Raw genomic sequence first — 25,559 nt, forward strand, 5'->3', positions numbered from 1 at the left:
GCCGGGCACCGCCGCCGGCGCCGCACGGGTTCCGCGCCGTGCGTACACCGTGCGGCGCGGAACCCGCGCGGCCGTCAGTGGCAGCTCGTGGGCGCCGGCGGGACGTCGAGGGTGGGGTTGCGGTCGAAGAACCCGGCGGGCTTCAGGACGAAGCCGGTGTAGTCGACCGGCATGACCGGCCAGTCCTCCGGCCGCGGGAAGTGGGTCAGCCCGAAGGTGTGCCACAGCACGACGTCCTGGCCGTCGAGGTCACGGTCCGCGGCCACCCAGGAGGGCAGTCCGTCCCCACCCGGGTTCTGGTTGACGAAGTCACCGGCCGGGTAGCGCTGCGCCGGGTCGTAGCGGGTCACCCACAGCGCCTTCGAGGCGAACGTCGCCCGCGCGTGGATCGACGACGCCGGGTCCGCCAGCAGGGTGGGCTGCCCGTGCGGATGCAGGACGTAGCCGACCGGCCGACCCAGGGCGTTGGTCCTCTCGGTGTTCACCACGTGCCAGACCCGCCCGGACCCCGGGTCGGCGTCCCGCTGGGCCTGCGACTCGCGGGTCAGCCGGGTCGCCGAGCGGGCGAACGCGTTGCCGTGGGCGTTGCCCTCGCCCATCGGCACGCGGACCGCCTCGACCTCCTCGACGGCGTTGGCCGTGCCGTCGACGGTCATGTCCAGCCGCGCGGAGAACAGGTGCTGGTGGAACGGAGCACCCAGGCCGGGCGCGACCTCGGTGGCGTACTCGCCGGGCCTACCGGAGGTGAACACGATGCCGGTCGCCTTGCACTCCAGCTCGATGGTGCCGTCGAGGTAGAGGTACCAGTAGAAGCCGTAGTCGTAGTTGCCGATCGGGGTGAAGAACGAGATCACCAGGCGACGCTGGCGGCGCACCTCACGGGCGCCGGTGAAGATGTCGGTGTGCTTCCAGAGGACGCCGTGGTCCTCCTCGTGCATGCAGATGGCGTTGCTGATCGTGCGCGGGTTGCCCAGGTCGTCGGCGACCACCGCGTCGAGGTAGTGGATGTCGCCGAGGCAGTCGCAGCCCAGCTGCAGGGAGTCGGCGTAGCGGGCGAACATGTACTCGCCGCAGTCGAAGTAGTTCTGCCAGAACCGCACCGGCGCCGGGTCGGCGTAGGGCACGACCATCTCCGCGACCGAGGCGCGATAGCAGATCGGGCGCTCGTCGAAGGCGATCTGGTGCAGGGTCAGGCCCTCGCGCTCGTTGAACCCGACGCGCAGGTCCCACTTGCCCCAGCGGACCCGGCCGTCGGTGACGGTGAACGAGCGCCCCTCGGGCTGGGTGATCTCGATCGGCTTGAGCGAGGTCATGTGCTCGCCCTGCACGGCCGGGTCGTCGAAGTTCCCGCTGGTCGCGGGCACCGGCACGACACCGGTGTCGATCACCCGGTCGACCGTGCGGGCGGTGAGGTCGACGTAGGCGACGAGCCCGTCCACCGGATGTGCCCAGGCGTGGTCGGCCTCGTGGTCCTGGCGGAACCCGAAGGCGCGGGCGAGGCGGCGGCCCTTCTCCCCGGGGATGTCGTAGACGCCGGCCGACAGCGGCACGGCGCGCACCGAGGCGGGCTCCAGCCCGCGCTTCTCCAGCGCGGCGAGCCAGTCCGGCGAGGCGTTCAGGACGTCCTCGATGAACTCGAACTCCGAGTCGATGATCGGCGGCTGCCCCTCCCGCTCGGGCTCCAGCTCGCGGCAGGAGACCAGCTCGCGACGGGTGACCGAGACGACCGTGTCGTGGGAGCGGCCGGTGCCCAGGTCCAGCAGCACCGCGCGGAAGCTGCGCTCGGCGTCGGCGCCGTCGGGGTGGGCGAGGACCTCGGACTTGGGCGGCTCCTCGGGGGCGAAGAACGCGAAGCGGACGTGCTCGGTGAGCAGCCCGGCCGCGGCGAGGACCTCGCGGACGACGGTGACCTCGGCCTCCGTGGTCGGGGCCAGCGGGTGGCTCGCGGTGGTGCGCGGCTCCTGGACGGCGGTCATCGGGTCTCCTCCTGGAGGTCGGTTCCGGCGGTGTCGTGCGCGGTGTCGTGCGCGGTGTCGTGCGCGGTGTCGTGCGCGGTGTCGTTCCCGGTGACGGTTCCGGGCGCGTCGGGCGAGGGCAAGGTCTCGGGGCGGGCACCCGTGAATCGGGTCAGGACCGTTCCGAGCACGAACGCGGCGACCAGGACCCCGCCGATGGCGAGGGCCAGCGCGGGGGGGCCGCCGATGAGCGTCGGGAAGTTCGCGACGGTCAGCCACAGGCAGACCAGCAGACCGGCCAGCCCCAGCGCCGGGGCCAGGGCGGTGTGCCAGAACCGGGTGTCGACGCGCGAGCGGCGAAAGAACACCAGCACCGCAGCGCAGGTCAGCGCCATCAGCGCGAGCACCCCGAGGGTCGCGGTCCCGGCCATCCAGGCGAACACCTGGGTCACCGGGTCCATCCCGGTCACCGCGAACACCGCGATCAGCGCCAGCGCGGTGCCCGACTGGGCCGCCGACGCGGCGTGCGGCGAGGCGTGCCGGGCGTGGCTGCGGCCCAGCGCGGGGGGCATCGAGCCGGCGTTGCCGAGGGCGAACAGGTAGCGCGAGAGCACGTTGTGGAACGACAGCAGCGCCGCGAACAGGCTCGTGACCAGCAGGACCTGGGCCAGGTCGCCGCCGACCGGGCCGAGCACCGCGGTGATCGTCGTGACGATCATGTTCCCGGGGTCCTCGGTCGCGCGGGCCACGGCGCCGTCGTCGCCCCAGGCGGAGACGACGGCCCACGACGACAGGGTGTAGAACGCGCCGATCAGCACGAGGGCCAGGTAGGTCGCGCGGGGGACGGTGCGCTCGGGGTCGCGGGCCTCGTCACGGAACACCGCGGTGGCCTCGAACCCGATGAACGAGGCGATCGCGAACATGATCGCGATGCCGAGCGAGCCGGACAGGAACTGCGACGGCACGAACAGCGCCGTCGAGCGGCCGGAGCCGAGCCCGCCGGTCGCGGCGACGACGGCGTCGAACACCAGCACGATCGCGACCTCGGCGACCAGCAGCGTGCCCAGGACCCTGCCGGACAGCTCGATGTGGCGGTAGCCGAGCACCCCGGCGACGACGAGCGCCGCGGCCGCGTAGAGGTACCAGGGCAGTGCGGGCCCGCCGTGGTGCTGCACCAGCGCGTCGACGGTCGCGCCCAGGTAGCCGTAGACCGCGGCCTGCACCGCGGTGTAGGTGACCAGCGCGAGGAAGGCCGAGCCCAGGCCCGGCGCGGCACCGAGCCCGCGGGCGACGTAGGCGTAGAACGCGCCGGCACCCGGCACGTGCCGCGACATCGCGCAGAAGCCCACCGCGAACAGCAGCAGCACCACCGCGCACAGCACGAAGGTCATCGGGAACGCGGCACCGTTGCCCGCGGCCAGCCCCAGCGGCACCGTCCCGGCGACGACGGTCAGCGGCGCGGCCGCGGCGACCACCATGAACACGATCGACCCGGCGCCCAGCGTCCCGCGCAGACGGTGCCGGTCCGCGGGCTCCGGGGACGGCGACGGTGGTGACGGGCGGGGCGCGGGTGCGCTCACGGTTCCTCCTGGCGGTCGAGGCGGACGTCGGGTGCCGGGACGGTGGCCGGTGCCGCGGACCGTGCACAACGCCGGATCCCGTGTGGTGCGAATCACCGGCTGTGGTGTTCCCGCACTGCGGGAACGGCGCCGGAGTTTTTCTCGTTCGACCCGTCGTCGCTGGTCATGGCGTCGACACGGGGAGCTAGTGTCCGCGGGCGAGGATCACCGGTGAGGGCGGGGAGGGGCGTCGTGACGTCGTTGCGTGACCGGTCACCGGTGCACGGCCTGGCCCGGCGACGACTGGGCCCGGCCGACGTCGCGGCCCAGTCGATCGCCGGATCGGCACCCTCGGCGGCGATGGCGGCCACCCCGGTGATCGTCGCGGGCATGGCCGGGGCGGGCACGGTGTGGTCGTTCGTCGTCGCCGGTGTGCTCGCGCTGCTCGTCGCCGCCTCGGTCGCCCGGTTCACCCGCCGGATGGCGGCACCCGGCGGGATCTACACGCTGACCGCGCAGGGCCTCGGCGCCGGACCGGCGTTCGCGGCCGGGATCGCGACGCTGGCCGGGTACCTGCTGCTGTGCGGCGCGGCGATCGCGGGAGCCGTGGCCTACCTCGGGCCGCTGTGCGGGCCGTGGGCGACCGGGCCGCTCGCGTCGGCACTGCTCGCCGTCGCGGTCGGCGCGGTGGTGACCGCGCTGGTCGTGCGCGGGGTCCGCCCCGCGGCGCGGGTGGTGCTGCTGGTGGAGGCGGTCGCGGTCGCGGTGCTGGTCGGGGTGTTCGTGGTGCTGCTCGTCGGCGGCCCGCTGCCCGGCCCCGGCGCGCCCGCCCCGCCCGCCGGTCCGGGTGCGGTCGCCGCGGGCGTGGTGCCCGCGCTCGCGGCGTTCATCGGGTTCGAGGTGGCGACCTCGCTCGGGGCCGAGGCCCGGCGCCCGTTCCGGTCGGTGCCGCGAGCGGTCACGGCGACCGCGGCGGTGACCGCGGTGCTCTACGTCTTCGCGGCCGCGGTGCAGGTCGCCGGGTTCGCCGCCGTCCCGGGCGGGCTCGCCGGGCAGACCCAGCCGGTGCAGGTCCTCGCCGTCGCGCGCGGCTGGTCCTGGATCCCCCCGCTGCTCGACGCCGCCCTCGTCCTGTCCTTCCTCGCCTGCGCCGTCGCGACGACCACCGCGCTGTCGCGGGTGCTGTTCGCCCTGGCCCGCGACGGCGTCGTACCCCGCCCGCTGGGGCGCACCCACCGCCGGTTCCGCACCCCGCACGTCGCCGTCGGGCTCGGGGCACCCGCGGCGACGCTCGCGGTCGCCGTCCCGGTCGCGCTGGGCGTTCCGGTCGGGGCGGTGCTCGCCGCGCTGCTCGGCGTCGCGACGGTCGGGTTCCTCGTCGGCTACGCGCTGGTCTGCCTGGCCGCGCCGGCGTTCCTGCGTCGCATCGGTGAGCTCACCCCGGCCGCGGTCGCGACCGCGGTGGTGGCCGTCCCGTCGCTGGTCGCGGCCCTGGTCGCGTTCGTCGTCGCCGCCCCGGCCACCGGGATCGCGATCGCCGTGGCGCTCGCGGCCGGTGCGGTGTGGGCCGTCGTGCTGCGCCGCCGCGGGCGGCTGCACGACCTGGGCGTCTACGACGAGACCGTCGCCTCCGACGTCTGGGGGCGGGCCCGGTGACGGTCGACCCGGCGCCGATCAGCGGACGCCAGCCACGGGCCGTGCGGACCGCGCTCGCGGTGCTCGAGGAGGTCGTCGCGGCCGGACCCGGGGTCACCGCCAAGGAGATCTCGACGGCGCTGCGGCTGCCCCCGGCGACCACCTACCGGGTGCTGAACCTGCTCGTCGGCGAGGAGTACCTGGTCCGGCTGCCCGACCTGCGCGGCTTCGCGCTCGGGCGCCGTGCCGCGCGGCTGTCCCCGGTCGCGGTCCCGCGGCTGCCGACCGCCGCGCGCACCGTCGTCGACCACCTGCGCGGCCGGGTCCGTTGGGGGGTGCACCTGGCGATCTTCGACGGCGCCCGGCTGCAGGTCCTCGACCCGGACCCGGACCACCCGCCCAGCGACGCCGACCTGCTCGCCCGGCTGCCCCAGGCCTCCGCGCTGGGCAGGCTGCTGCTCGCCGAGCAGCCCGACTGGCGGGCCCTGGTCCGCGACCTGCGCCCGGTCACCGACCGCACCGTCACCGACCCGGACGCGCTCGACGCCGTCCTCGACGCCGTCCGCCGCGACGGCCTGGCCACCCAGACCGGTCAGCTGCGCCCGGACCGCGGGTGCCTGGCCGTACCGGTCCGTTCGCCCGCAGACGGGGCGCTCGTCGCGGGTCTCGCGCTGTCCGGCCCGGCGACCCGGGTCGCCGACCCGGACCCCGAGCTGGTCACCCTGCTGCGCGAGCACGCCACGACACTGGGGCCGCTGCTCGGCTGAGCCACCGCGCCGGTCACCCCCGGCGCGGTCACTGCTCCAGCTCGGCCAGGTCCTTGCGCGCCCGCTCCAGCTCGGCCTCCAGTTCCGCCACCCGCGCGGCCTTCGCCGACCGGGCGCCCTCGATGAGCTCGTCGACCGGACCGGACAGGTCGGCGTGCAGCGCCGCAGCCGCCGCGGACACCGCCGACGCCGTCACCGGCAGGCCGCGGGCCACCCACGTGGTGCCCTGCTTCAGCTCGGCCTGCCAGTCGCCGTCGGCGGAACCGCTGACGGTCAGGGTCATGGTCACGACCCGGGTGGTGCGGGCCGTCGAGCCCGGTGGCCTGCCCCGCCTCCGCTTCGGCGGTTCGGGCGCCGGGGTGCTCGCGGTGTCCGCGGGCGGGGTCTCCCCGCCGGTCGTCAGCTCGTCGTCCACGTGCGTCCTCGTCCCTCTCCACTCGGCTGCACGGCCAGGTACAAGGGTGATTCACGAACGCCCGTTCGCCGGTAGCGACCCGCCCGGTTGGTCCGTGTGGGTGTCGACGTCCGGTGCCCGCTCACGGTCCGGGGCGGTGGCGGTCACCCACAGGAGGATCTGCGTCCGGGTGGCCCGGCTGCCAGCATCGCGGGCATGCGCATCGACCACCTCGACCACCTCGTGCTGACCGTCGCCGACGTCGACGCCACCGTCGCGTTCTACACCCGGGTGCTCGGGATGGAGCCCGTCGAGTTCGGCGGCGGGCGCCGCGCACTCGCCTTCGGCCCCAGCAAGATCAACCTGCACGAGGCGGGGCGGGAGTTCGAGCCGAAGGCCGAGCGGCCCACTCCGGGCAGCGCCGACCTGTGCCTGATCACCCTCGACCCGATCGAGCAGGTCCGGCGCGAGCTGGCCGAGGCCGGCGTGGCCGTCGAGCAGGGGCCGGTCGAGCGGACCCGGGCCCGGGGGCCGCTGCTCAGCGTCTACCTGCGCGATCCGGACGGGAACCTCGTCGAGATCAGCAACGAGGTCTGAGCCTCACGCGGTGTCCGGCGTGCCCCCCCTGCGCGCGGGCCCGCGCCGCGCGGTGCTCGGGGAACAGCCGCTCCGCGACGGCCGAGACCGGGATGGTGAGCAGCCAGGACAGCATCGCCCAGGTCGGGCTCAGCGGGGCGATCACCAGCGACGGCAGGAACGACACCACCGGCGCCAGCCCGTTGACCAGCGTGTGGCGGGCCTCGTCCGGGGTCACGTCGGCGCGGGTCAGGCGGCCGCGGTAGGAGCCGTAGGCCCACATCGCGGCGGAGAACGAGCCGATGACGACCAGGGTGGCCGCATACAGCACGACGGCCGCGGTGCTGTCGCCGTGCCCGCCGAGCAGCGACGTCGGGAACGGCAGGAACGCGATGCCGAACAGGTAGCCGAGGTTGAGCGTCGTCATCCGGGCGTCGGCGCGGTCGAAGCGGGCGAACAGCTGGTGGTGGACCGTCCAGTACCGCCCGATCACCGCGAAGCTCAGCGCGAAGGTGAGCATCCGCGGCAGCAGCTCCACCAGCTGCGGGGCGACCGGGCCCGGGCCGAACTCGGCGTCGGTCAGCGGCAGCACCAGCAGCGTGATCGCGATGGCGAACACCCCGTCGCTGAAGAACGTGATCCGTTCCAGCCCGACCTCGACCCGCCGCCGCATCCCTGTCCTTTCCCCGCGCAACGGTGCTCATCGTGCCCTACCGGCCGCCACGGACCTAGGCTGGTCCGTCGTGACGTCCCCGCTCGTGCGCACCGTCCGCTTCCACGCCACGGGCGGCCCGGAGGTGCTGCGGATCGAGCGGCTGCCGCTGCGCGCCCCGGGCCCGGGGGAGGTGCGGATCCGGGTGCACGCGGTCGGGCTCAACCGCTCCGAGGTCAACTTCCGCCGCGGCACCTACCTCGACGCCCCGGTGCTCCCCGCGGGCCTGGGCAGCGAGTGCTCGGGCACCGTGCTCGGGACCGGTCCGGGGGTGACGGGCTGGGCGCCCGGCGACGAGGTGTGCGTGATCCCGGCGTCGTCGCAGAACGAGCACCCGGTCTACGCCGACGAGGCCGTCGTACCGGTCCGGTCGCTGCTGGCCCGCCCGCCCGGTCTCGACGACGACGGCGCCGCCGCGCTGTGGATGCCGCTGCTGACCGTGTGGGGCATGACCCGCCACGCCGTCCGGCTGCGGGAGGGGGACCGGCTCGTCGTCACGGCCGCGGCGAACAGCATCGGGGCCGCGGCGCTGCAGGTCGCGCGGCACCTCGGGGTGCACGCCGTCGCCGTCGTGCCCGACGACCGGCACGCCACGGTCCTGCGCTCCGCCGGGGCCGCCGAGGTGCTGACCGGCACGCCCGACGCCGAGACGCTGCGGTCCGCGCTCGGCGGCGGCGCCGACCTGGTCCTCGACGCCGAGGGCGGTCCCGGCGTCGCCCGGCTGGTGCGGGCCTGCGCCCCGGGCGGCGCGGTGATCGTCCACGGCGGACTGTCCGGGGAGCCGACACCGCTGCCCGCGGCCGGGTACGCGCCGGTGTGGCTGCGCCGCTTCCACGTCCGCGAGGTCACCGGCGACGCGGCGGTGCTGGCCCGCGCCGAGGCGTTCGCCCGCGCCGGGCTCGCCGCGGGCACGCTCATCCCGCTGGTGGAGCGGGTCTTCGACCTGGACGACGGCGTCGCGGCCGTCGCCGCCGCACACGCGCACCTGGAGTCACCGGACCGGGCCCCGGGCAAGCCGGTGCTGCGGACCGGTCAGCGGAACAGATAGGCGCCCAGCAGGGCGTTCCCGACGCCGGCGACCAGGCCGAGCGCGCCGAGCGCGATCGCGACGACGGCGGTGCGCCCCGCGCCGCGGCGGCGGGCCGTGACACCCATCCACATCGCGACCGCGCCACCGGCCCAGCCGAGCACGGCCAGGAGCAGGGCGCCGATCGCGGCGAGTGCGCCCAGGAACGCGGCCTGCCGGGCGAGGCGGTCGGCCTCGGCGGCGGTGTGCGGCACGGGGCCTCCTCGACGTCGGGGCCCCGACCGTAGCGGGACATGGGCACGATCACGGTCGTTCGCATTGCTCATGACATGTGTTGCGTGATGCAATGTTCGACAGGTCCGTTACGTCCATGATCTCTCCGGGGTCCGTTCCCGGGGAAAGGCGATGACATGTCCCGAACATCCGGTGCAGCGCACGCCCCCAGCCCGTTCCGCCAGCCCAAGGCCGTCTGGGCGGTGGCCTTCGCCTGCGTCATCTCGTTCATGGGCATCGGGCTGGTCGACCCGATCCTGCCGTCGCTGTCCGGGCAGCTGCACGCCACGCACGCCGAGGTCGAGCTGCTGTTCACCAGCTACCTCGTCGTGACCGCGATCGCGATGCTGGCGACCGGCTGGGTGTCGTCCCGGATCGGCGCGAAGAGGACCCTGATCACCGGCCTCGCGCTGATCGTGGTGTTCGCGGCGCTGGCCGGGGCGTCGTCGGGGATCTGGGGCATCGTCGGCTTCCGGGCCGGCTGGGGCCTGGGCAACGCACTGTTCATCGCGACCTCGCTCGCGGTGATCGTCGGCTCGGCCTCGGGCGGCTTCGCCGGTGCGATCGTGCTCTACGAGACCGCGCTCGGCGTGGGCATCGCCACCGGTCCGCTGCTCGGCGGGCTGCTCGGCACCGTCTCCTGGCGGGGCCCGTTCTTCGGCGTCTCGGTGCTGATGCTGATCGCGCTCGTCGCGACCGTCGTGCTGCTGGAACCGACGCCGGTCCCGACCCACAAGGCGCGGCTCTCCGAACCACTGGCCGCCCTGCGCCACCGCGCGCTCGCCACCACCAGCGGGGTCGGGCTGCTCTACAACTGGGGCTTCTTCACCCTGCTCGGCTACGCACCGTTCCTGATGGGCGGGCTCGACCCGATCTCGCTCGGCGGGGTGTTCTTCGGCTGGGGTGTGCTCGTCGCGGTCTTCGCGGTGTTCGGTGCGCCCTGGCTCAAGGACCGGTTCGGCACCGCCCGCACCCTCTACGGCGCGCTCGTCGGCATCGCGGTGCTGCTCGCGGCCATCGGGCTGTTCGACGACGTCCCCGCCGTGGTGATCGTCGCGGTGGTCCTGTCCGGCATCGTGGTCGGCGTCAACAACACCCTGGTGACGACGGCGGTCATGTCGATCTCGCCGGTGCCCCGCCCGACCGCGTCGGCCACCTACGGGTTCGTCCGCTTCATCGGCGGCGGGCTGGCCCCGTTCGCGGCGGGCCTGATGGCGGCGGCCGTCGGGGCGTCGGTGCCGTTCCTGATCGCCGCGGTCGTCGTGCTGGCGGGGGCGGTGCTGCTGGCGACGATCCGCCGCGACCTGGACGCCGCCGACGCCGAGGCCGAGCAGCCCGGCCCGTCGCACGAGCGCGCCGACGCCGAGGAGGCCGTCCGGGAGGTGCCCGGGCTGCCGACCGAGGCCGTGATCGCCGAGGACGCGCTGCAGCACGACCGGCGCTGAGGTCCCTGCGCCACGACAGGCCCCCGCCCGGGCTGTCCGGACGCGGGCCCGCTGCACGGCGTGCGCGCCATGTCGCCCACGGCGCGGGCCCGTCCCGCGGGCGCGGGGGCACGGCAGCGCCGCCGGCCGAACCCGGTGCCGCCGTCGACGGGGCGGGGGCCCGCGGGACGCTCAGCCGGTGACGAGGGCGGCGAAGCGGTCCAGGTCGACGTTGCCGCCGGAGATCGTGACGCCGATCCGCGTCCCGGCCCACCGCTGCGGGTCCGCGGCGACGGCGGCCCGCACGCCCGCGAAGGCCAGCGCCCCGGTCGGCTCGACGAGCACCTTGTAGCGCGCCGCGAACAGCGCCATCGACTCGACCAGGGCGGTGTCGGGCACGGTCACGATGTCGGTGACGAGCCGCGCGATCACCGGGAACGTGTGGTCGCCGAGGTGGGTGGTGGCGGCGCCGTCGGCGAGCGTGCGGGGCTGCTGGATGCGCACGACGTGCCCGGCGCGCAGGGACTGCAGGCCGTCGTCGCCGGCCTCGGGCTCGACGCCGTACACCTGGGCGTCGGGGGACAGGGCCTGCGTCGCGAGCAGTGATCCGGAGAGCAGCCCGCCCCCGCCGAGGCAGACGAACAGCGCGTCGAGCGGGCCGTGGTCCTCCAGCAGCTCCAGCACCGCGGTGCCCTGCCCGGCGATGACGTGCGGGTGGTCGTAGGGCGGGACGAGGGTGAGCCCACGCTCCTCCGACAGCGCGGTCGCGATGGCCGCGCGGTCCTCGGCGTAGCGGTCGTAGGCGACGACCTCGGCGCCGTAGCCGCGGGTGGCGGCGAGCTTCGAGGCCGGGGCGTCGTGCGGCATCACGATCGTCGCGGGGACCTCCAGCAGCTGCGCGGCCAGCGCCACGGCCTGGGCGTGGTTGCCCGAGGAGAACGCGACGACCCCCGCCCGCCGCTGTGCCGCGGACAGCCGGGACAGCGTGTGGAACGCCCCGCGGAACTTGAAGCTCCCGGTGCGCTGGAGGTTCTCCGCCTTCACGAACACCTGCGCGCCGAGCTCGGCGTCGGTGAGCCGGGAGGTGAGGACGGGGGTGCGGTGGGCGTGGCCGCGCAGGATCGCTGCCGCGGCACGGACGTCGTCGGGGGTGGGGAGAGCGTTCACCGGACCACCTTCCGCCGCCCGGCGGAGCCGGTTCAAGTCCGTTCGGATCCATTCACGATCGGATGTAACGACTGACACGTCGGGATCGCTGCTACCTGCGTGGCTCCCCCCACGTTCCCCGGAAGGACACCCCCGATGCGCCTCCGCTCCCTGTCCGCTGCCGTGCTCCTCGCGACCGCGGCGGCCCTCCCGCTCGCCGGTACGGCCTTCGCCCAGGACCGCAACTGCGACGACTTCGCCGGCCAGGCCGACGCCCAGGCGGCCCTGACCCCGGGTGACCCCTACGGACTCGACCGCGACAACGACGGTCAGGCCTGCGAGGACCACGACTACGGCAGCGCGGCGTCCCCGGCCACGGTCGAGGCCGCCTCCGACGACTCCACCCAGGTCACCGCGACGCCGGTCGGTGGCGTCGAGGCCGGTGGCGGCCCGGCCGACGTGCTGCCGCTGGCGCTCGGTGCCGTCGCCGCCGGTGGCATCGGCGCGGTCGCGGTGCGGCGCGTCGCCGCCGGTCGCCGCGGCTGACCCCGGCACCGTGCCCGGTCCCGTCCTCCCGGTGCCCGGACCCGCCGCACCGTCCGGTGCGCGGGCCGGGCGCGGCCCCGTGGCCGGGGACCGGGCCGGGCGCGGAACGGTGGCCGGGGACCACGCCGGGCGCGGAACGGTGGCCGGGGACCGGGCCGGGACGGTGCGGCGCGGGAGCCCGGACCACGGGCGACGGGCGCGGCGACGGGCCGGTGCGCTGCGCCGGGTGACGCGGGTGCTGGCGCCGGTCGGAGTCCTCACCGCCGCGCTGCTGCTCGCCGACCCCGCGGGCGCACCCGAGCCCGGGGCGACGGCCGTCGCCTCCGTCCCGGTGCCCGCTCCGGCGCCCGCGCCGGGGGCGTTGCTGCCGCCGGGGCCCGCGCCGCTGGTGCGGTCCGAGCCGGTCCGGCTGCGGGTCGACCGGCTCGGGCTCGACACCGTGCCCCGGCCGATGGGGCTGGCCGCGGACCGGTCGATGGAGGTCCCCGCGGATGCGGGCACGGTCGGCTGGTATACCGGCGCACCGACCCCGGGCGAGATCGGCCCCGCCGTGCTCACCGCGCACGTCGACTGGAAGGGGCTGCCCGGCGCCTTCGCCGACCTGGACACCCTCGAGCCCGGCGACGAGATCCGCGTCGACCGGGCCGACGGGACGTCGGTGGTGTTCGCCGTGCGCCGGGTGGGGCGCTTCCCGAAGGCGGAGTTCCCGACCGCCGAGGTCTACGGCGATCTCGACCACGCGGGCCTGCGACTGATCACCTGCGGCGGGGTGTTCGACCGGTCGGCCCGCAGCTACGTCGACAACGTCGTGGTGTTCGCCGACCAGGTCCGCTGAGCGGCCCGTCTGCGCCCCACGCCCCATGGAGCGCGGTCCGGACGCACCCGCGCTCGTCGAGATGCAGCCCAGCGGGCTGTGGAGATTCACAATTCCCGCTGAGCTGCATCTCGGCGACCGGGCCGGCTGGACCCGGTCGCCGGGCGGGGCGCGGGGCTCATCGCCGGCGCCCGGTGCCCCGTCCCGGTGTCGCGGTCCGCGGGTCCTCGGGCCAGGCGTGCTTGGGGTAGCGCCCGCGGAGCTCGGCCCGGACCTGTGGATAGGCGTTGTCCCAGAACGAGTCCAGGTCCGCGGTGACCGCCGTCGGACGCCCGGCGGGGGAGAGCAGGTGCAGCACCACCGGCACCCGCCCGTCGGCGACGGCCGGGGAGCCGGTCCACCCGAACACCTCCTGGACCTTCACCGGCAGGGCCGGGGCCGCGCCGGAGTAGTCCAGCGCGATCCGGGACCCGGTGGGGACGGTGAGCCGCTCCGGGGCCAGCTCGTCGATCCGCCCGGCGAGCCCGCCCACGTACGCGGCGACGTGGCGGCGCAGCGCGGGGCCGGCGTCGACCCGGGCCAGGTCGGAGCGGCGCCGGGCGGTGGCGAGCGGACCGGCCAGCCACCCGGCGGGATCGGCGGCCGAGTCGAGCAGCGCCTCCTCGGACACGTCGGGCCACGGTGCGCCCAGCACCCGGTGCAGGAAGTCCAACCGCTCGCGCAGGGAGACCGCCCCCGCCGTCCAGCGCAGCAGCCCGGTGCCCTCGGCACGCAGCCCGGCGACGAGCGCGTCGCGGACGGCGCCGGGGTCGGGGGAGCGGTCGGGCTTCTCCGACAGCACGATCGCGCCGAGCCGGTCGACGGTGCGGGCGCGGACGTCGCCGTCGCTCCAGACGGCCTCCGAGCCGGTGACCTGCAGCGGCGCGGCGGCCCGCAGCGCGGTCGCGGCGTCGGTGGTCGCGGCGAGGCGGACCCGGCCGTGGGTCTGCCCGGGGCGCCGGTCGGCGACGGCGACGGCCAGCCACTCGGCGTCGCGCAGCGGGCCGGGCGGGACCTCGACGGCGGTGCCACCGGTCATGAGGAACACCCCGGCCGCGGCGTCGCGGCGCCGGGCGAGCCGCTCGGGGTAGGCGAGCCCGGTGACCAGCGCGACGAGCTCGGCGTCCGGAGCCCCCGCGGCGCGCCCGGCCCGTTCGCGCGCAGGGCCCGGGGCCGCGGCGGCCGGGCCGGAGTGCGCCCCGGCTCCCGGCGAGGTGCCCGGCGACACGGTGGCGGTCGGCGAGGCGGCGACCGAGGAGGAGGCGGGCGACGAGGCGCGGGCGCGGCGCAGTGCACCGGTCAGGCGGTCCCGGTCCCCACGCCACCGCCCGGCGCCGGGGGCGTCGCCGGAGCGCAGCCGGGTCAGTGCGGCGGTCAGGTCGTCGGCGGGACCGGCGAGGGTGTCGTCGTCGAGGACGGCGACGATCCCGGCGACCTCCCGCGGGTCCCCACCGGCGGCGACGCCGTCGAGCAGGGCCCTGGCGAGGCGCGGGTGCAGGCCCAGCGCGGAGATCCGCCGTCCCCGGTCGGTGACCGCGCCTCGCGTGTCGATCGCGCCGAGTGCGGTCAGCACCGTCCGTCCGGCGGCCAGCGGACCGGGCGGCGGGGCGTCCCACCAGCGAAGACCGCTGCCGTCGGGGGTGCCCCAGACGGCGAGGTCCAGCGCGAGCGCGGTCAGGTCGGCGGTGCGGATCTCGGGGTCCGGGGCGTCGGCGAGGACCTCGCCCTCGGGCCAGCAGCGGTAGGCGACGCCGGGTGCCTCCCGGCCGGCGCGGCCGGCGCGCTGGGTCGCGACCGCGCGCGAGACCCGCCGCGTCACGAGGCCGGACAGTCCGCGCCGGTGGTCGGTGTGCGGGACCCGGACGAGCCCGGAGTCGACGACTGCCCGGACACCGGGCACGGTCAGACTGGACTCGGCGACGGCGGTGGCGAGCACGATCCGGCGTCGCGGCCCGTCGCGCAGCGCCGCGTCCTGCTCCGCGGCGGGCAGCCTGCCGTGCAGCGCGAGGACGTCGGCGTCGGGTCCCAGCTCGCGCAGCGCCGACGCGGTCCGCCCGATCTCCGCGACGCCCGGCAGGAACGCCAGCACGCTGCCGTGCTCGAGCGCCCGCACGCACGTCCGGGCGACGGTGTTCTCGATCCGCTCGGTCCCGCCGCGACCGGCCCGGGCGGGCGGGACGTGGGCGACGGCGACGTCGTAGCTGCGGGCGGCGACCTCCAGCACCGGCGCGGGCCGGTCGTCGTCGCCCAGCAGCACGGCGGGGCGGGCCGCGTCGAGGGTCGCGGAGGTGGCGAGCAGCCGCAGGTCGGGCCGCAGCCCGTCGCGGGCGTCGAGCAGCAGGGTGAGCAGCAGGTCGGCGTCGAGGTGACGCTCGTGCACCTCGTCGAGGACGACGGTGGACACCCCGGCCAGCTCCGGGTCCCCGGCGAGGCGGCGCAGCAGCAGGCCGGAGGTGACGACCTCGACCCGGGTGTCCGGCCCGGTGCGGGCGTCGCCGCGGACGCGGTAGCCGACCGGCCCACCGACCTCGGTCCCCAGCAGCGACGACATCCGGGCCGCGGCGGCGCGGGCGGCGACCCGGCGCGGCTCGGCGACCAGCACCGTGCCCCCGGGTGCCGGGCCGGAGCCGTCGAGCCCGGCCAGGGCGAGCGGGACGAGGGTGGTCTTGCCGGTACCGGGCGGGGCGACGAGCACGGCGCCGCCGCGGTCGTCCAGCGCCGCCCGCAGCTCGTCGAGGACGGCGCGGACCGGCAGGTCGGGGAGTGGGGGCATCACTCCCGAGTATGGGTCAGGCCAGCCCGCTGTAGGACAGCACCATGATCACGACGACGGCGGCGGCCAGCCCGGCGGTGATCAGCAGCAGCACCCAGCCCGGCAGCGCGGTCCCGTCGAGGACGGGGGCCGCGGGACGGTGGGTGGCTGCGGTGGTGGCGGGCATCGTTGCTCCTGCGGTTCGGACTGCGTCGGACGGACGAACCTGATGTCGCGCACGGACCAGGAACCGTTAACCGTGGTCCCCGAAACTGATGACGGCTAGGTTCGGAGCGACGTCGACGACGACCGTCAGGCCCACCTTCCGGAGGTGCGATGAGCTCGCCCACCACGACCCGACCGGCATCCGACGCGGCCCGCGTGGCACAGGCCGCCCGGGAGGTGGTCGAGGCCCACGACCCGCTGTCGGTGCCGCGCGAGGAGCTGTTCGGCGCCCTCTACGACGCCGGGCTCGCCTGGGTGCACCACCCCGAGGGGCTCGGCGGCCTCGGGCTGTCCCGCGGGCTCCAGCCGGTGGTCGACCAGATCGTCACCGACGCCGGCGGCGAGCGGATGTTCGCGGTCAACCCGATCGGCTACGGCATGGGCGCGCCGACCGTGGTCGAGTACGGCCCGGACCGTGACCAGGTCGGGGCCTGGCTGCGGCCGATGGCCACCGGCGAGGAGATCTGGTGCCAGCTGTTCAGCGAGCCCGGCGCCGGCTCCGACGTCGCGGGCCTGGCCACCTCCGCGGTCCGCGACGGCGACGAGTGGGTCGTCAACGGGCAGAAGGTCTGGACGACCCTGGCCCACGTCGCGCGGTGGGGGATGCTCGTCGCCCGCACCGACCCCGAGCAGCCCAAGCACCGCGGCCTGACCTACTTCGTGATCGACATGACCCAGCCGGGCGTCGACGTCCGCCCGCTGCGGCAGATGACCGGGCAGGCCGAGTTCAACGAGGTCCACCTGCACGACGCCCGGGTCCTCGACGCGCACCGGCTCGGCGAGGTCGGCGCCGGCTGGAAGGTCGCGATCACCACCCTGATGAACGAGCGCACCGCCATCGGCGGGGTCACCGGGCGGCGCGGCAGCGGCGTCATCGGCGAGGCCCTCGGCCTGTGGCGGGCCCACCCCGACCGGCACACCCCGGTGCTGCGCGACCGGCTCGCGGCACTGTGGACCCGCGCCGAGACCCACCGCCTCACCCTGGCCCGCGCGCGGCGCACCGCGAGCGCCGGACAGCCCGGTCCGGAGGGGTCGGTGTCCAAGCTGGTCGGCGCCGAGCTGAACCAGGACGTCTACGAGTTCTGCATGGACCTGCTCGGCCCGGACGCGCTGCTCTACGACGACTGGACGATGGACCGCGGGCGGGTGCACACCGACCCGAACTCCACGGTGCAGCAGCGCTTCCTGCGCTCGCGCGCGAACACCATCGAGGGCGGTACCTCGGAGGTCATGCGCAACATCCTCGGCGAACGCGTGCTGGGTCTGCCCGGCGAGCCCCGGTCGGACTCCGACCGCCCCTGGAAGGAGGTCCCCCGTGGCTGAGCAGGAGCTCCGGGAGTTCGACGTCACCGACGAGCAGCGCGAGCTGCGCGCGGCGCTGCACCGCTTCGCCGAGCGCCAGCACGACGAGGCCACCCTGCGCCGGCTCGTCGACACCACCGACGGGTTCGACCGGGCACTGTGGGCCCGGCTCGGCACCGAGCTCGGCGCGCTGTCCCTCGCGGTGCCCGAGGACCTCGGCGGCGCCGGCGGGACCTGTGTGGACCAGGCCGTCGCGGCGGAGGAGCTGGGTGCGGCGCTGGTGACCGGGCCGCTGCTCGGCACCGTCGCGCTCGCGGTCCCGGCGCTGGTCGCGGCCCCGGCGGGCGACGGGCGCGACGCGCTGCTCGCCGCGCTGGCCGACGGCTCGCGCACCGCGGCCCTGGTCGCCCGGCTCACCACGCCCTACGACGGCGCCTCCGCGGCCGGTGTCACCGCCGACGGCGACCGGCTCACCGGCACGGTGGAGCACGTCCCGGACGCGGGCGCCGCGGACGTGCTGGTCGTCGCGGCCGCGGGGCCCGAGGGCCCGGTCCTGGCCGTGGTCGACCCCGGCGCCGACGGGGTGCGGGTGCAGCGGTGCGGCTCGTTCGACGTGACCCGCCCGGTCGGCCGGGTCGTCCTCGACGGGGTGACCGGCACCGTACTCGCCACCGGCGCGGACGCCGACGGCGCGCTGCGGCACGCCTTCCGCACCGCCGGGGCGCTGCTCGCCGCCGAACAGGCCGGCATCGCCCGTCGGCTGCTCGACCTGACCGTCGCCTACGCGAAGGAGCGGCTGCAGTTCGGCAGGCCCATCGGGTCGTTCCAGGCGGTCAAGCACCGGTGCGCGGACATGCTCGTCGCCGTCGAACAGGCCCGGACCGCGGCGCTGCACGCGGCCTGGGCGGTCGACGACCCGCGCGTCGACGATGCCGACCTCGCCGTGTCGATCGCGCAGGCCACCTGTTCGGAGACGGCGTACCGGGTCGCCGCCGACGCGGTGCAGCTGCACGGCGGGATCGGCTTCACCTGGGAGCACGTCGCGCACCTGTACTACAAGCGCGCCGTCGCCGACGCGGCGCTGCTCGGGTCCGCCGAGGCCCACCGCGAGCGCATCGCCGTGCTGGTGCTGGACACCCTCGGCGACGACGTCCGCGAGCCCCGGGTGGCGACCGGCTGAGCGCCGGGGGCCGGGTCAGACCTTGTTCAGGCCCGGCTCCCGGTCCGGCACCACGAACGACGCCGCCGTGCGCACCGTGGCACCGGGCTCGCTGATCCGGGACACGGTGCGGAAGTCCGCGCGCATCTGCGCGGAGGTGAACGTCGCCAGCACGTAGCCGCGTCGGTCGAGCGACCACACCGAGCTGCCGCTGCCACCGGACTTCGCGTCGCCGTCGCCGTCGCCGCCGGAGGTGACCGAGGTGGTGACGAGCTCGGTGCCGGCGATCCGGTCGTCGGCACCGGGGATCTCGTTGGCGTGGTGGACGTGCTCGTCGCCGGTGAGGACCACGGCGTTGCGCACGCCCGCCTCGGTCCAGCCGCGGACGACCCGCTCCCGGGACCCGGTGAACTCCCCCCAGGTGCCGGACTTGCCGCCCCGGCGCGGGGCGAAGAACACCTGCTGGGCCAGCACGTCCCAGCCCGCGGCGGAGTCGGTCAGCCCGCGCAGCAGCCAGCGTTCCTGGTCGGCGCCGAGCATCGAGCCGCGCATCCGGTACTGGCGGGTGTCCAGGACGTGGAAGGTGGCGAGCGAGCCCCACTCCAGCCGCCGGTAGAGCTGCATGTCCGGGCCGTCGGGCACCGAGGCGCGGCGCAGCGGCATGTGCTCGTAGTACGCCTGGGCCGCGGCCCGGCGCCGGTCGGGCGTCGCGCCGTCCCAGTCGTTGACGACCTCGTGGTCGTCCCACACCACCACCCACGGGGCGACGGCGTGGGCGGCGCGCAGGTCGTCGTCGGAGCGCTGGTGGGCGTGCGTACGCCGGTACCCGGCGAGGGTCTTCGGCTCCGGCGGGCCCGGGTCGCGGACCTCCCCCCGGTCGGTCTCGTAGAAGTAGTCGCCCAGGTGCAGGACGAGATCGGGGGCGTCGGCGGCCATCCCGCGGTAGGCGGTGAAGTGGCCCGCACCGAACTTCGCGCACGACGCCGTCGCGATGGTCAGCGAGGCGGCGGCCGCTCCCGCCGCGGGCGCGGTCCGGGTGCGCGCGACGGGGGAGAGGTGGCCACCGGTACGGAACCGGTAGAAGTACTCGCGGCCCGGGGCGAGTCCCGCGGGCTCGGCGTGCACGCTGTGCGCGAGCTCGCGGGTGGCGGTCTCCGTGCCGCGCGACACGACGCGGGCGAAGCGCTCGTCCTCGGCGACCTCCCACTCGACCTCGACCGCCCGGTCGGGCATCCCGCCGCGGCCGTCCTCGGCGTCGGGCTCGGGGGCGAGCCGGGTCCACAGGACCATCCCGTCGGGCGACGGGTCGCCCGAGGCGACGCCGAGGGTGAACGGGTCGGGCGTCGTCGCCTGGCGCAGGGCACCGGCGAACCAGCGGGGCACGGCGGCGGGCTCACCGCCGGGCGTGGCCGGCACCAGCCCGGCGACCGCGGCCCCGAGGGTGCCGAGCAGCACGCTGCGGCGTGGCAGTGCGGTCACACGTCCTCCTGTGCGTGGTGGTCGGGGAGAACCGTCCATGCTCCGCCCCGGCGACCCCGGCGGCGGTGCGCACGCGCCGGGGCCGGTGTCGCCGGACGAGTGAATCACCGCGGGTGCCCGGCCACGGGCGATCGGCCGGAACCGGCCGGGTGCACACCCGGTCCCCCGCGGCACGCCCGCACCGACGACTGATATGCAGTGACCTGCATCACATCCAGGCTCACGTCGAACCTCCGCTCGTCGAGTCACGAAAGCAGTTCATCGGGATCGCGTCCGCTCGCGGCCCGCGACCGCGACGCCCTCGACGTCGCGGTCGGAATCGTGCCGCTCTGCCCCCGAAAATGTGTGAGTCGGGGGTCGGTCGATCATAAATATTGACTATGTAACGCGCTGGAAATGGTCGACGATTCTGCCCGTACACGCTCGTACTGCCGGGGGATGGCGATGGTGTCGAAAGACGGGGTGATGACCACCGGGCCTGTGCGCGAACAGGAATCGCGCACGGTGTCCGAGCCGGAACACGCTGTCGTGATCGCTTTCACAGCGATCATCACGGAGCTGCTCGACGCACCCGTGCGGCCGGACGACCACTTCTTCGTCGACGCCGGTGCCGACTCGATGGTCCTCGCCCGGTTCTGTGCGCGGGTCCGGCAGCGGCCCGACCTGCCGCACGTCGCGATGACCGACGTCTACGCCCACCCCACCGTGGCTGGGCTGGCCGCGGCACTCGCCCCGTCGGTCGCGCGCTCCGCTCGCACCGTCGACGACGTGCGCGAGGGCTACCGGGCGATCCTCGCCGAGCTGGTCGGCGCCGACGTCGGGGCCGACGCCGACGTGTTCGCCGACCTCGGTGCCGACTCCATGACGATGACCCGGTTCTGCGCCAGGGTCCGCCGCCGCGACGACCTGCCCGACGTCGCGATGACCGACGTCTACGCCCACCCCACCGCCGCCGGTCTGGCCGTCGCGCTCGCCGGCGACGCCGGTCCCGTGCCGGACGAGGCACCGCCCGCGCTGCCGGTCCCGACCGGCACCACCCGCGCCTACGTACTGTGCGGCGCGGCGCAGCTGCTCACCTTCGTCGTGTTCACCCTCGCCTATGGCACCCTGCTCGGCGCCGTGTTCCAGTGGATCGCCCTCGGCACCGGGCTGCTGGACTTCTACCTGCGCTCGCTGGCCGCGGTGGCGGTGGCCTTCACGGTGTTCGCGGTGCTCCCGATCGCCGCGAAGTGGCTGCTCGTCGGCCGGTGGACCGAGCGCGAGATCCCGCTGTGGAGCGCCGCGTACTACCGGTTCTGGCTGGCCAGGACCCTGGTCCGCACCAACCCGCTGCTGCTGGTCGCCGCGGGCTCGCCGCTGCTGCCGCTCTACCTGCGGCTGCTCGGCGCCCGGATCGGACCCGGCGTGGTCATGCTGGCGCGCACCATCCCGGCCTGCCCGGACCTGCTCACGATCGGCGCGAACACCGTGCTGCGCAAGGACTCGATCCTGTCCTGCTACCGCGCCGAGCCGGGCATCATCCGGACCGGCCGGGTCACGATCGGTGCCCGCGTCGTCGTCGGCGAGGCGTCGGTGATCGACATCGGGACCGAGATCGGCGACGGCGGACGGCTCGCCCACGCCTCCTCGCTGCACACCGGCCAGGTCGTTCCGGCCGGTGCGACCTGGTGGGGCACTCCGGCCCGCCCGGGCGGCGGAGACCCCGGCGCCGGGGTCTCGGCGACGATCGGCCGGGCCCGGCGCGCCGGCTATGCGACCGGCCAGCTCGGCTGGCTGCTGCTGGTCTGGCTGCCGCTGGGCACCGGTGTGGTCGACGTCGTGCTGGCGTCCGTGCCGACGCTGGCGGCGGTGATCGGCAGCGGGGCCGCCGGGGTGGTCTCGTCCCAGCTCTGGCTCGACGCCCTCGTCAGCTCGACCGGCCTGCTCCTCGCCGGGACGGCCGTCGGTCTGTTCGGGGCCGCAGTGGTCGCGCGCGTGCTGTCGCTCGGGCTCACCGAGGGACGTCCGTACCCCCTCTACGGCCTGCGATACACGTTGCAGCGCACCGTGTTACGGATCACGAACGTCCGGTTCTTCACCTATCTGCTCGGCGACAGCTCCTACATCGTCGATTACCTCCGGATCATCGGACACGATCTCCGGCGGACCCCGCAGACGGGGACGAACTTCGGGACGGCGGTGAAGCAGGAGACGCCGTTCGCGAGCTCGATCGGAACCGGCACGATGGTCGCCGACGGTTTGTCCATCGTCAATGTCGACTATTCGGACACCGCATTCGTCGTGAACCGGACACGGATTGCGTCGAACTCGTTCCTGGGCAACAGGATCGTATGGACGGCCGGCTCCAGGGTCGGCGACGACTGCCTGATCGCCACCAAGACGCTCGTCCCCACCGACGGCCGGGTGCGGACCGGGGTCGGGCTCCTCGGCTCGCCGCCGTTCGAGATCCCCCGCACCGTCGCCCGGGACTCGATGTTCGGCCACCTGCACACCGGCCTCGACCTGCACGACCGGCTGCGCGCCAAGAACCGCTACAACCGCCGCACCATCGCCCTGGCCGTGGCGTTCCGGTGGGGTGCCCTGTTCGGGGTCACCCTGCTCACCCTGATCGTCGCCGCCCTGCTGGCGCCGCTGGGTCCGGTCGCGGTCGGGGTGCAGCTGCTGCTGTCGCTGCTGTTCACGATGACGTACACGATCACCGTCGAGCGGCTCACCGTCGCCGGGCGCCGCCGGCTGCAGCCCCGCTTCTGCTCTGTCTACGACCCGTACTTCTGGTGGCACGAGCGGTACTGGAAGCTCGTGGTGCAGGGCTGGGACCGGATGCTCGCCGGAACCCCGTTCAAGAGCCTCGTCACCCGCGCCCTCGGCGTGCAGATCGGCCGCCGCGTGTTCGACGACGGGTGCAACATGACCGACCGCACGCTCGTGCGCATCGGCGACGACGTCGTCCTCAACGCCGGGTCGGTGCTGCAGTGCCACTCGCAGGAGGACGGCACCTTCAAGTCCGACTTCATCTCCGTCGGCACCGGCGCCTGTCTCGATGTCGGCGCCTTCGTCCACTACGGCGCCGTCGTCGGCGACGCCGCCCGCATCGGCTGCGACGCCTTCCTCATGAAGGGCGAGGACGTCCCCGCCGGTGCCGTCTGGGAGGGCAACCCGGCCGCCGCCCCGCGGTCCCGCCCCGCCCCGGCCCCGCTGCTGAACGGAGAGACCGCACGATGACCGGCACGCTCGCCGACCCCGCCACCACGACCACCCGCGAGTACTGGACCCGGGTGCTGCTCACCGGCGGCGCCACCCCGGCCCCGTCGTGGACGGCGACACCCCGGCCCGGGACCGCCGTGCACACCGAGCCGATCCCGCGGGACGCGGTCGCCTCCGTCGCCGCGGTGACCGGCGTGGAGCCCGGCGCGGTGCTGCTCGCCGCGCACGCCGCCGTCCTCGCGGCCCTGTCCGGCGACACCGAGGTGACCGCCGGTGTCCCGGCCCGCGCCGGCGCGACGCCGCTGCCGGTGTGCCTGGACACGGCCCGCAGCTGGTCCGCGCTGGTCACCGCGGCCGCCGACGCACTGGCCGGGCTGCGCGCCCACCCCGGGCCCGACCTGGGACGCCTCGCCGCCGAGCTCGGGACCGCGGTGCCGTCGTTCGGCACGGTGCTCGACCCGGGCGCGGACCTGCGCGGCGCCGAGATCGCCCCCGGGGCGCTCGGCCGCACCGGCGACCGCGGCGCCGACCCGTGCCCCACCACCGGCGACGGGCCGGCCGCCGGGTTGCACGTCGCGGTGTCCGGGTCCACCCTGCGCCTGACCCACCGTCTCGACCTGCTCGACGAGGACGCGGCCGCCCGGATCGCCGGCTACCACGCCGCGGCCCTGGCGCTCGCCGCCGCCGACGCCGACGCGCCCGTGCGCCCGTCGGCGCTGGTCGGGCGAGTCGAGCGCGACGCCCAGCTCGGCGACCTCGCCGGCCGGCCCCGGGACCTGCCCGACCGCCGCCCGCACGAGCTGCTCGCCGACCGCGCCGCCGCAGCCCCCGACGAGGTCGTCGCCGAGCACGCCGGGGTCACCCTCACCCGCGCCGAGCTGGAGGACCGCGCCGCCCGCGTCGCCTCGACCCTGCTCGCCGCCGGGCTGGCGCCCGAGGACGTCGTCGCCGTGGTGTGCGACCGCGACCTCGACTGGATGGTCGCGGTGCTCGCCGTCCTGCGCGCCGGTGGCGCCTACCTGCCGGTCGAGCCGCACTTCCCGGCCGAGCGGATCGCCCGCACACTCACCCGCGCCGGGTGCCGGATCGCGCTGACCACCGACGCCACCCGCGCCCACCTCGACGAGGCCGGCGTCGCGACGACGGTGCTGACCGTGCCGGACGCGGTCGCCGCCGCCGACGGCCCCGCGCCCACCGCCGACGTCCCGGCCGACGGACTCGCCTACCTGTACTTCACCTCCGGCTCCACCGGCGAGCCCAAGGGCGCGATGTGCGAGCACGCCGGGATGCTCAACCACCTGCTCGCCAAGATCGAGGACCTGGAGCTGGCGCCGGGCTGCGTGGTCGCCCAGACCGCGCCGCAGTGCTTCGACATCTCGCTGTGGCAGCTCGTCGCGGGTCCGCTCGCCGGCGGGCGGACCCTGCTCGTCGAGCAGGACGTGATCCTCGACGTCCGCCGCTTCGTCGACACCCTGGTGCGGTCCCGGGTCACCGTCGCCCAGCTCGTGCCCAGCTACCTCGAGGTCGTGCTGACCTACCTGGAGGAGCACCCCACGGCGCTGCCCGACCTGAGGATGGTCTCGGCCACCGGGGAGGCGCTCAAGACCGAGCTGGTGCAGCGCTGGTTCCGGGTGCTGCCCGGCGTCCCGCTGGTCAACGCCTACGGCCTCACCGAGACCTCCGACGACACGAACCACGCCGTGCTGCGCGAGGCTCCCGCGGACGGCCGGGTCCCGCTCGGCGCCCCGGTGCCCGGGGTGAAGGTCTACGTCGTCGACGCCGACCTGGCGCCCGTGCCGCTCGGCGCGCCCGGGGAGATCGTGTTCTCCGGGGTGTGCGTCGGCCGCGGCTACGTCAACGACCCCGACCGCACCGCCGCCGCGTTCGGCTCGGACCCGCACCGGCCCGGCGAGCGGCTCTACCGCAGCGGCGACCACGGCCGCTGGCGCCCCGACGGGCAGCTCGAGTTCCTCGGCCGTCGCGACAACCAGGTCAAGATCCGCGGGTTCCGCATCGAGATCGGCGAGATCGAGAACGCGCTGCTGGCGGTGCCCGGCGTCCGCGACGCCTGCGTGGTCGTCGCGACGACCGCGGGCGGGCCGCAGCTGGTCGCCTATCACGCCGGCGACGGCCCGGACGCTCCCGAGGTCCGGGCCCGGCTGGCGCGCAGCCTGCCCGCCTACATGGTCCCGCCGACGGTCCACCGGCTCGACCCGCTGCCGGTCACCGCCAACGGCAAGATCGACCGCAAGACCCTCACCGCGCACGCGACCGCGGCCGCGGCGCAGGCCGCCGTCGCTGGGAGCGCGTCGGCCGGCCCGACCGGTGGCGAACTCACCGCGGCCCAGCGCCGCGTCGTCGACGCCGTCACCCGCGTGCTCGACCTGCCCGCCGGATCGGTGGGCCCCGACGACGACTTCGCCGACCTGGGGGGCAGCTCGCTGTCCGCGGTGAAGCTCGTGATCGCACTCGGCCGGGCCGTCACGGTCCGCCAGGTGCTCGACCATCCCGTCCTCGCCGACCTCGCCGGGCTGCTCCCGGCCGACCAGCTCTGACCACCACAGGGGGAGA

20 protein-coding genes are annotated in these 25,559 nt (G+C 75.6%); 11 read left to right on the top strand and 9 right to left on the bottom strand.

Annotated elements, in window-relative coordinates; genetic code table 11:
* Positions 1 to 74: 74 nt before the first annotated feature.
* Both ATL51_RS02165 and ATL51_RS02170 read right to left on the bottom strand, forming a co-directional pair.
* A complete protein-coding gene (locus ATL51_RS02165; protein WP_100877480.1) occupies positions 75 to 1,976 on the bottom strand; it encodes a primary-amine oxidase in 1,902 nt (633 codons plus the stop codon).
* Positions 1,973 to 3,535, bottom strand: a complete 1,563-nt coding sequence (locus ATL51_RS02170) for an APC family permease (protein WP_301548852.1) — start codon at positions 3,533 to 3,535, stop codon at positions 1,973 to 1,975. Before ATL51_RS02170 ends, ATL51_RS02165 begins: the two co-directional genes overlap by 4 nt.
* Before the next feature lie 231 nt (positions 3,536 to 3,766).
* Here ATL51_RS02170 and ATL51_RS02175 point away from each other — a divergent pair, with 231 nt between their 5' ends.
* The gene (locus ATL51_RS02175) at positions 3,767 to 5,170 is read left to right on the top strand and encodes an APC family permease (protein ID WP_208622893.1); all 1,404 of its coding nucleotides are present in this window, start codon (positions 3,767 to 3,769) and stop codon (positions 5,168 to 5,170) included.
* Positions 5,167 to 5,916: an IclR family transcriptional regulator gene (locus ATL51_RS02180; protein ID WP_083658146.1), complete on the top strand. Its 750-nt coding sequence runs from the start codon at positions 5,167 to 5,169 to the stop codon at positions 5,914 to 5,916. The genes ATL51_RS02175 and ATL51_RS02180 overlap by 4 nt, the downstream gene beginning before the upstream one ends.
* A 28-nt stretch (positions 5,917 to 5,944) precedes the next feature.
* Here the strand turns inward: ATL51_RS02180 and ATL51_RS02185 are convergent, their stop codons facing one another.
* Positions 5,945 to 6,331 carry a DUF6319 family protein gene (locus ATL51_RS02185; protein WP_073574536.1) on the bottom strand — a complete coding sequence of 129 codons (387 nt, stop codon included), beginning with the start codon at positions 6,329 to 6,331 and terminating at the stop codon, positions 5,945 to 5,947.
* 195 nt (positions 6,332 to 6,526) lie between these two features.
* Between ATL51_RS02185 and ATL51_RS02190 the strand changes: the two genes are divergently transcribed.
* Positions 6,527 to 6,907, top strand: a complete 381-nt coding sequence (locus ATL51_RS02190) for a VOC family protein (RefSeq protein ID WP_100880421.1) — start codon at positions 6,527 to 6,529, stop codon at positions 6,905 to 6,907.
* Here the strand turns inward: ATL51_RS02190 and ATL51_RS02195 are convergent.
* Positions 6,891 to 7,559 carry a TMEM175 family protein gene (locus ATL51_RS02195; RefSeq protein WP_100877482.1) on the bottom strand — a complete coding sequence of 223 codons (669 nt, stop codon included), beginning with the start codon at positions 7,557 to 7,559 and terminating at the stop codon, positions 6,891 to 6,893. The genes ATL51_RS02190 and ATL51_RS02195 overlap by 17 nt on opposite strands.
* Before the next feature lie 70 nt (positions 7,560 to 7,629).
* Here ATL51_RS02195 and ATL51_RS02200 point away from each other — a divergent pair, with 70 nt between their 5' ends.
* Positions 7,630 to 8,646 carry an alcohol dehydrogenase catalytic domain-containing protein gene (locus ATL51_RS02200; RefSeq protein WP_167409943.1) on the top strand — a complete coding sequence of 339 codons (1,017 nt, stop codon included), beginning with the start codon at positions 7,630 to 7,632 and terminating at the stop codon, positions 8,644 to 8,646.
* On the opposite strand, the gene ATL51_RS02205 is transcribed toward ATL51_RS02200, so the two are convergent.
* Positions 8,631 to 8,879 (bottom strand): hypothetical protein, encoded by a 249-nt coding sequence (locus tag ATL51_RS02205; protein ID WP_073574538.1) that lies wholly within the window; start codon positions 8,877 to 8,879, stop codon positions 8,631 to 8,633. The two genes, ATL51_RS02200 and ATL51_RS02205, sit on opposite strands and share 16 nt — an antisense overlap.
* Positions 8,880 to 9,035: 156 nt before the next feature.
* On the opposite strand from ATL51_RS02205, the gene ATL51_RS02210 reads away from it, so the two are divergent.
* A complete protein-coding gene (locus ATL51_RS02210; protein ID WP_100877484.1) occupies positions 9,036 to 10,343 on the top strand; it encodes an MFS transporter in 1,308 nt (435 codons plus the stop codon).
* A 171-nt stretch (positions 10,344 to 10,514) separates the two neighbouring features.
* On the opposite strand, the gene ATL51_RS02215 is transcribed toward ATL51_RS02210, so the two are convergent.
* Positions 10,515 to 11,489 carry a threo-3-hydroxy-L-aspartate ammonia-lyase gene (locus tag ATL51_RS02215; RefSeq protein ID WP_100877485.1) on the bottom strand — a complete coding sequence of 325 codons (975 nt, stop codon included), beginning with the start codon at positions 11,487 to 11,489 and terminating at the stop codon, positions 10,515 to 10,517.
* A gap of 135 nt (positions 11,490 to 11,624) precedes the next feature.
* Between ATL51_RS02215 and ATL51_RS02220 the strand changes: the two genes are divergently transcribed.
* Complete coding sequence (locus ATL51_RS02220; RefSeq protein ID WP_100877486.1) at positions 11,625 to 12,014, top strand: excalibur calcium-binding domain-containing protein; 390 nt, start codon at positions 11,625 to 11,627, stop codon at positions 12,012 to 12,014.
* 31 nt (positions 12,015 to 12,045) lie between these two features.
* Positions 12,046 to 12,849, top strand: coding sequence for a class F sortase (locus tag ATL51_RS02225; protein ID WP_301548853.1), 804 nt, complete (start codon positions 12,046 to 12,048; stop codon positions 12,847 to 12,849).
* 157 nt (positions 12,850 to 13,006) lie between these two features.
* On the opposite strand, the gene ATL51_RS02230 is transcribed toward ATL51_RS02225, so the two are convergent.
* The gene (locus ATL51_RS02230) at positions 13,007 to 15,640 is read right to left on the bottom strand and encodes an ATP-dependent RNA helicase (RefSeq protein ID WP_100877487.1); all 2,634 of its coding nucleotides are present in this window, start codon (positions 15,638 to 15,640) and stop codon (positions 13,007 to 13,009) included.
* Positions 15,641 to 15,656: 16 nt separating this feature from the next.
* Positions 15,657 to 15,806 carry a hypothetical protein gene (locus ATL51_RS27950; protein WP_157818196.1) on the bottom strand — a complete coding sequence of 50 codons (150 nt, stop codon included), beginning with the start codon at positions 15,804 to 15,806 and terminating at the stop codon, positions 15,657 to 15,659.
* A gap of 149 nt (positions 15,807 to 15,955) precedes the next feature.
* Between ATL51_RS27950 and ATL51_RS02235 the strand changes: the two genes are divergently transcribed.
* On the top strand, positions 15,956 to 17,167 hold the full coding sequence (locus ATL51_RS02235; protein ID WP_100877488.1) for an acyl-CoA dehydrogenase family protein: 1,212 nt from the start codon (positions 15,956 to 15,958) through the stop codon (positions 17,165 to 17,167).
* Positions 17,160 to 18,326, top strand: a complete 1,167-nt coding sequence (locus ATL51_RS02240) for an acyl-CoA dehydrogenase family protein (RefSeq protein ID WP_100877489.1) — start codon at positions 17,160 to 17,162, stop codon at positions 18,324 to 18,326. The genes ATL51_RS02235 and ATL51_RS02240 overlap by 8 nt, the downstream gene beginning before the upstream one ends.
* 15 nt (positions 18,327 to 18,341) lie before the next feature.
* On the opposite strand, the gene ATL51_RS02245 is transcribed toward ATL51_RS02240, so the two are convergent.
* Positions 18,342 to 19,823, bottom strand: a complete 1,482-nt coding sequence (locus ATL51_RS02245; RefSeq protein WP_100877490.1) for an alkaline phosphatase D family protein — start codon at positions 19,821 to 19,823, stop codon at positions 18,342 to 18,344.
* 489 nt (positions 19,824 to 20,312) lie between these two features.
* Between ATL51_RS02245 and ATL51_RS02250 the strand changes: the two genes are divergently transcribed.
* Both ATL51_RS02250 and ATL51_RS02255 read left to right on the top strand, forming a co-directional pair.
* The gene (locus tag ATL51_RS02250; protein WP_208622894.1) at positions 20,313 to 23,006 is read left to right on the top strand and encodes a Pls/PosA family non-ribosomal peptide synthetase; all 2,694 of its coding nucleotides are present in this window, start codon (positions 20,313 to 20,315) and stop codon (positions 23,004 to 23,006) included.
* Positions 23,003 to 25,543 carry a non-ribosomal peptide synthetase gene (locus ATL51_RS02255; protein ID WP_100877491.1) on the top strand — a complete coding sequence of 847 codons (2,541 nt, stop codon included), beginning with the start codon at positions 23,003 to 23,005 and terminating at the stop codon, positions 25,541 to 25,543. Before ATL51_RS02250 ends, ATL51_RS02255 begins: the two co-directional genes overlap by 4 nt.
* The last annotated feature ends 16 nt before the right edge of the window (positions 25,544 to 25,559 follow it).

Source organism: Pseudonocardia alni (assembly GCF_002813375.1).
Lineage (GTDB): Bacteria > Actinomycetota > Actinomycetes > Mycobacteriales > Pseudonocardiaceae > Pseudonocardia > Pseudonocardia alni.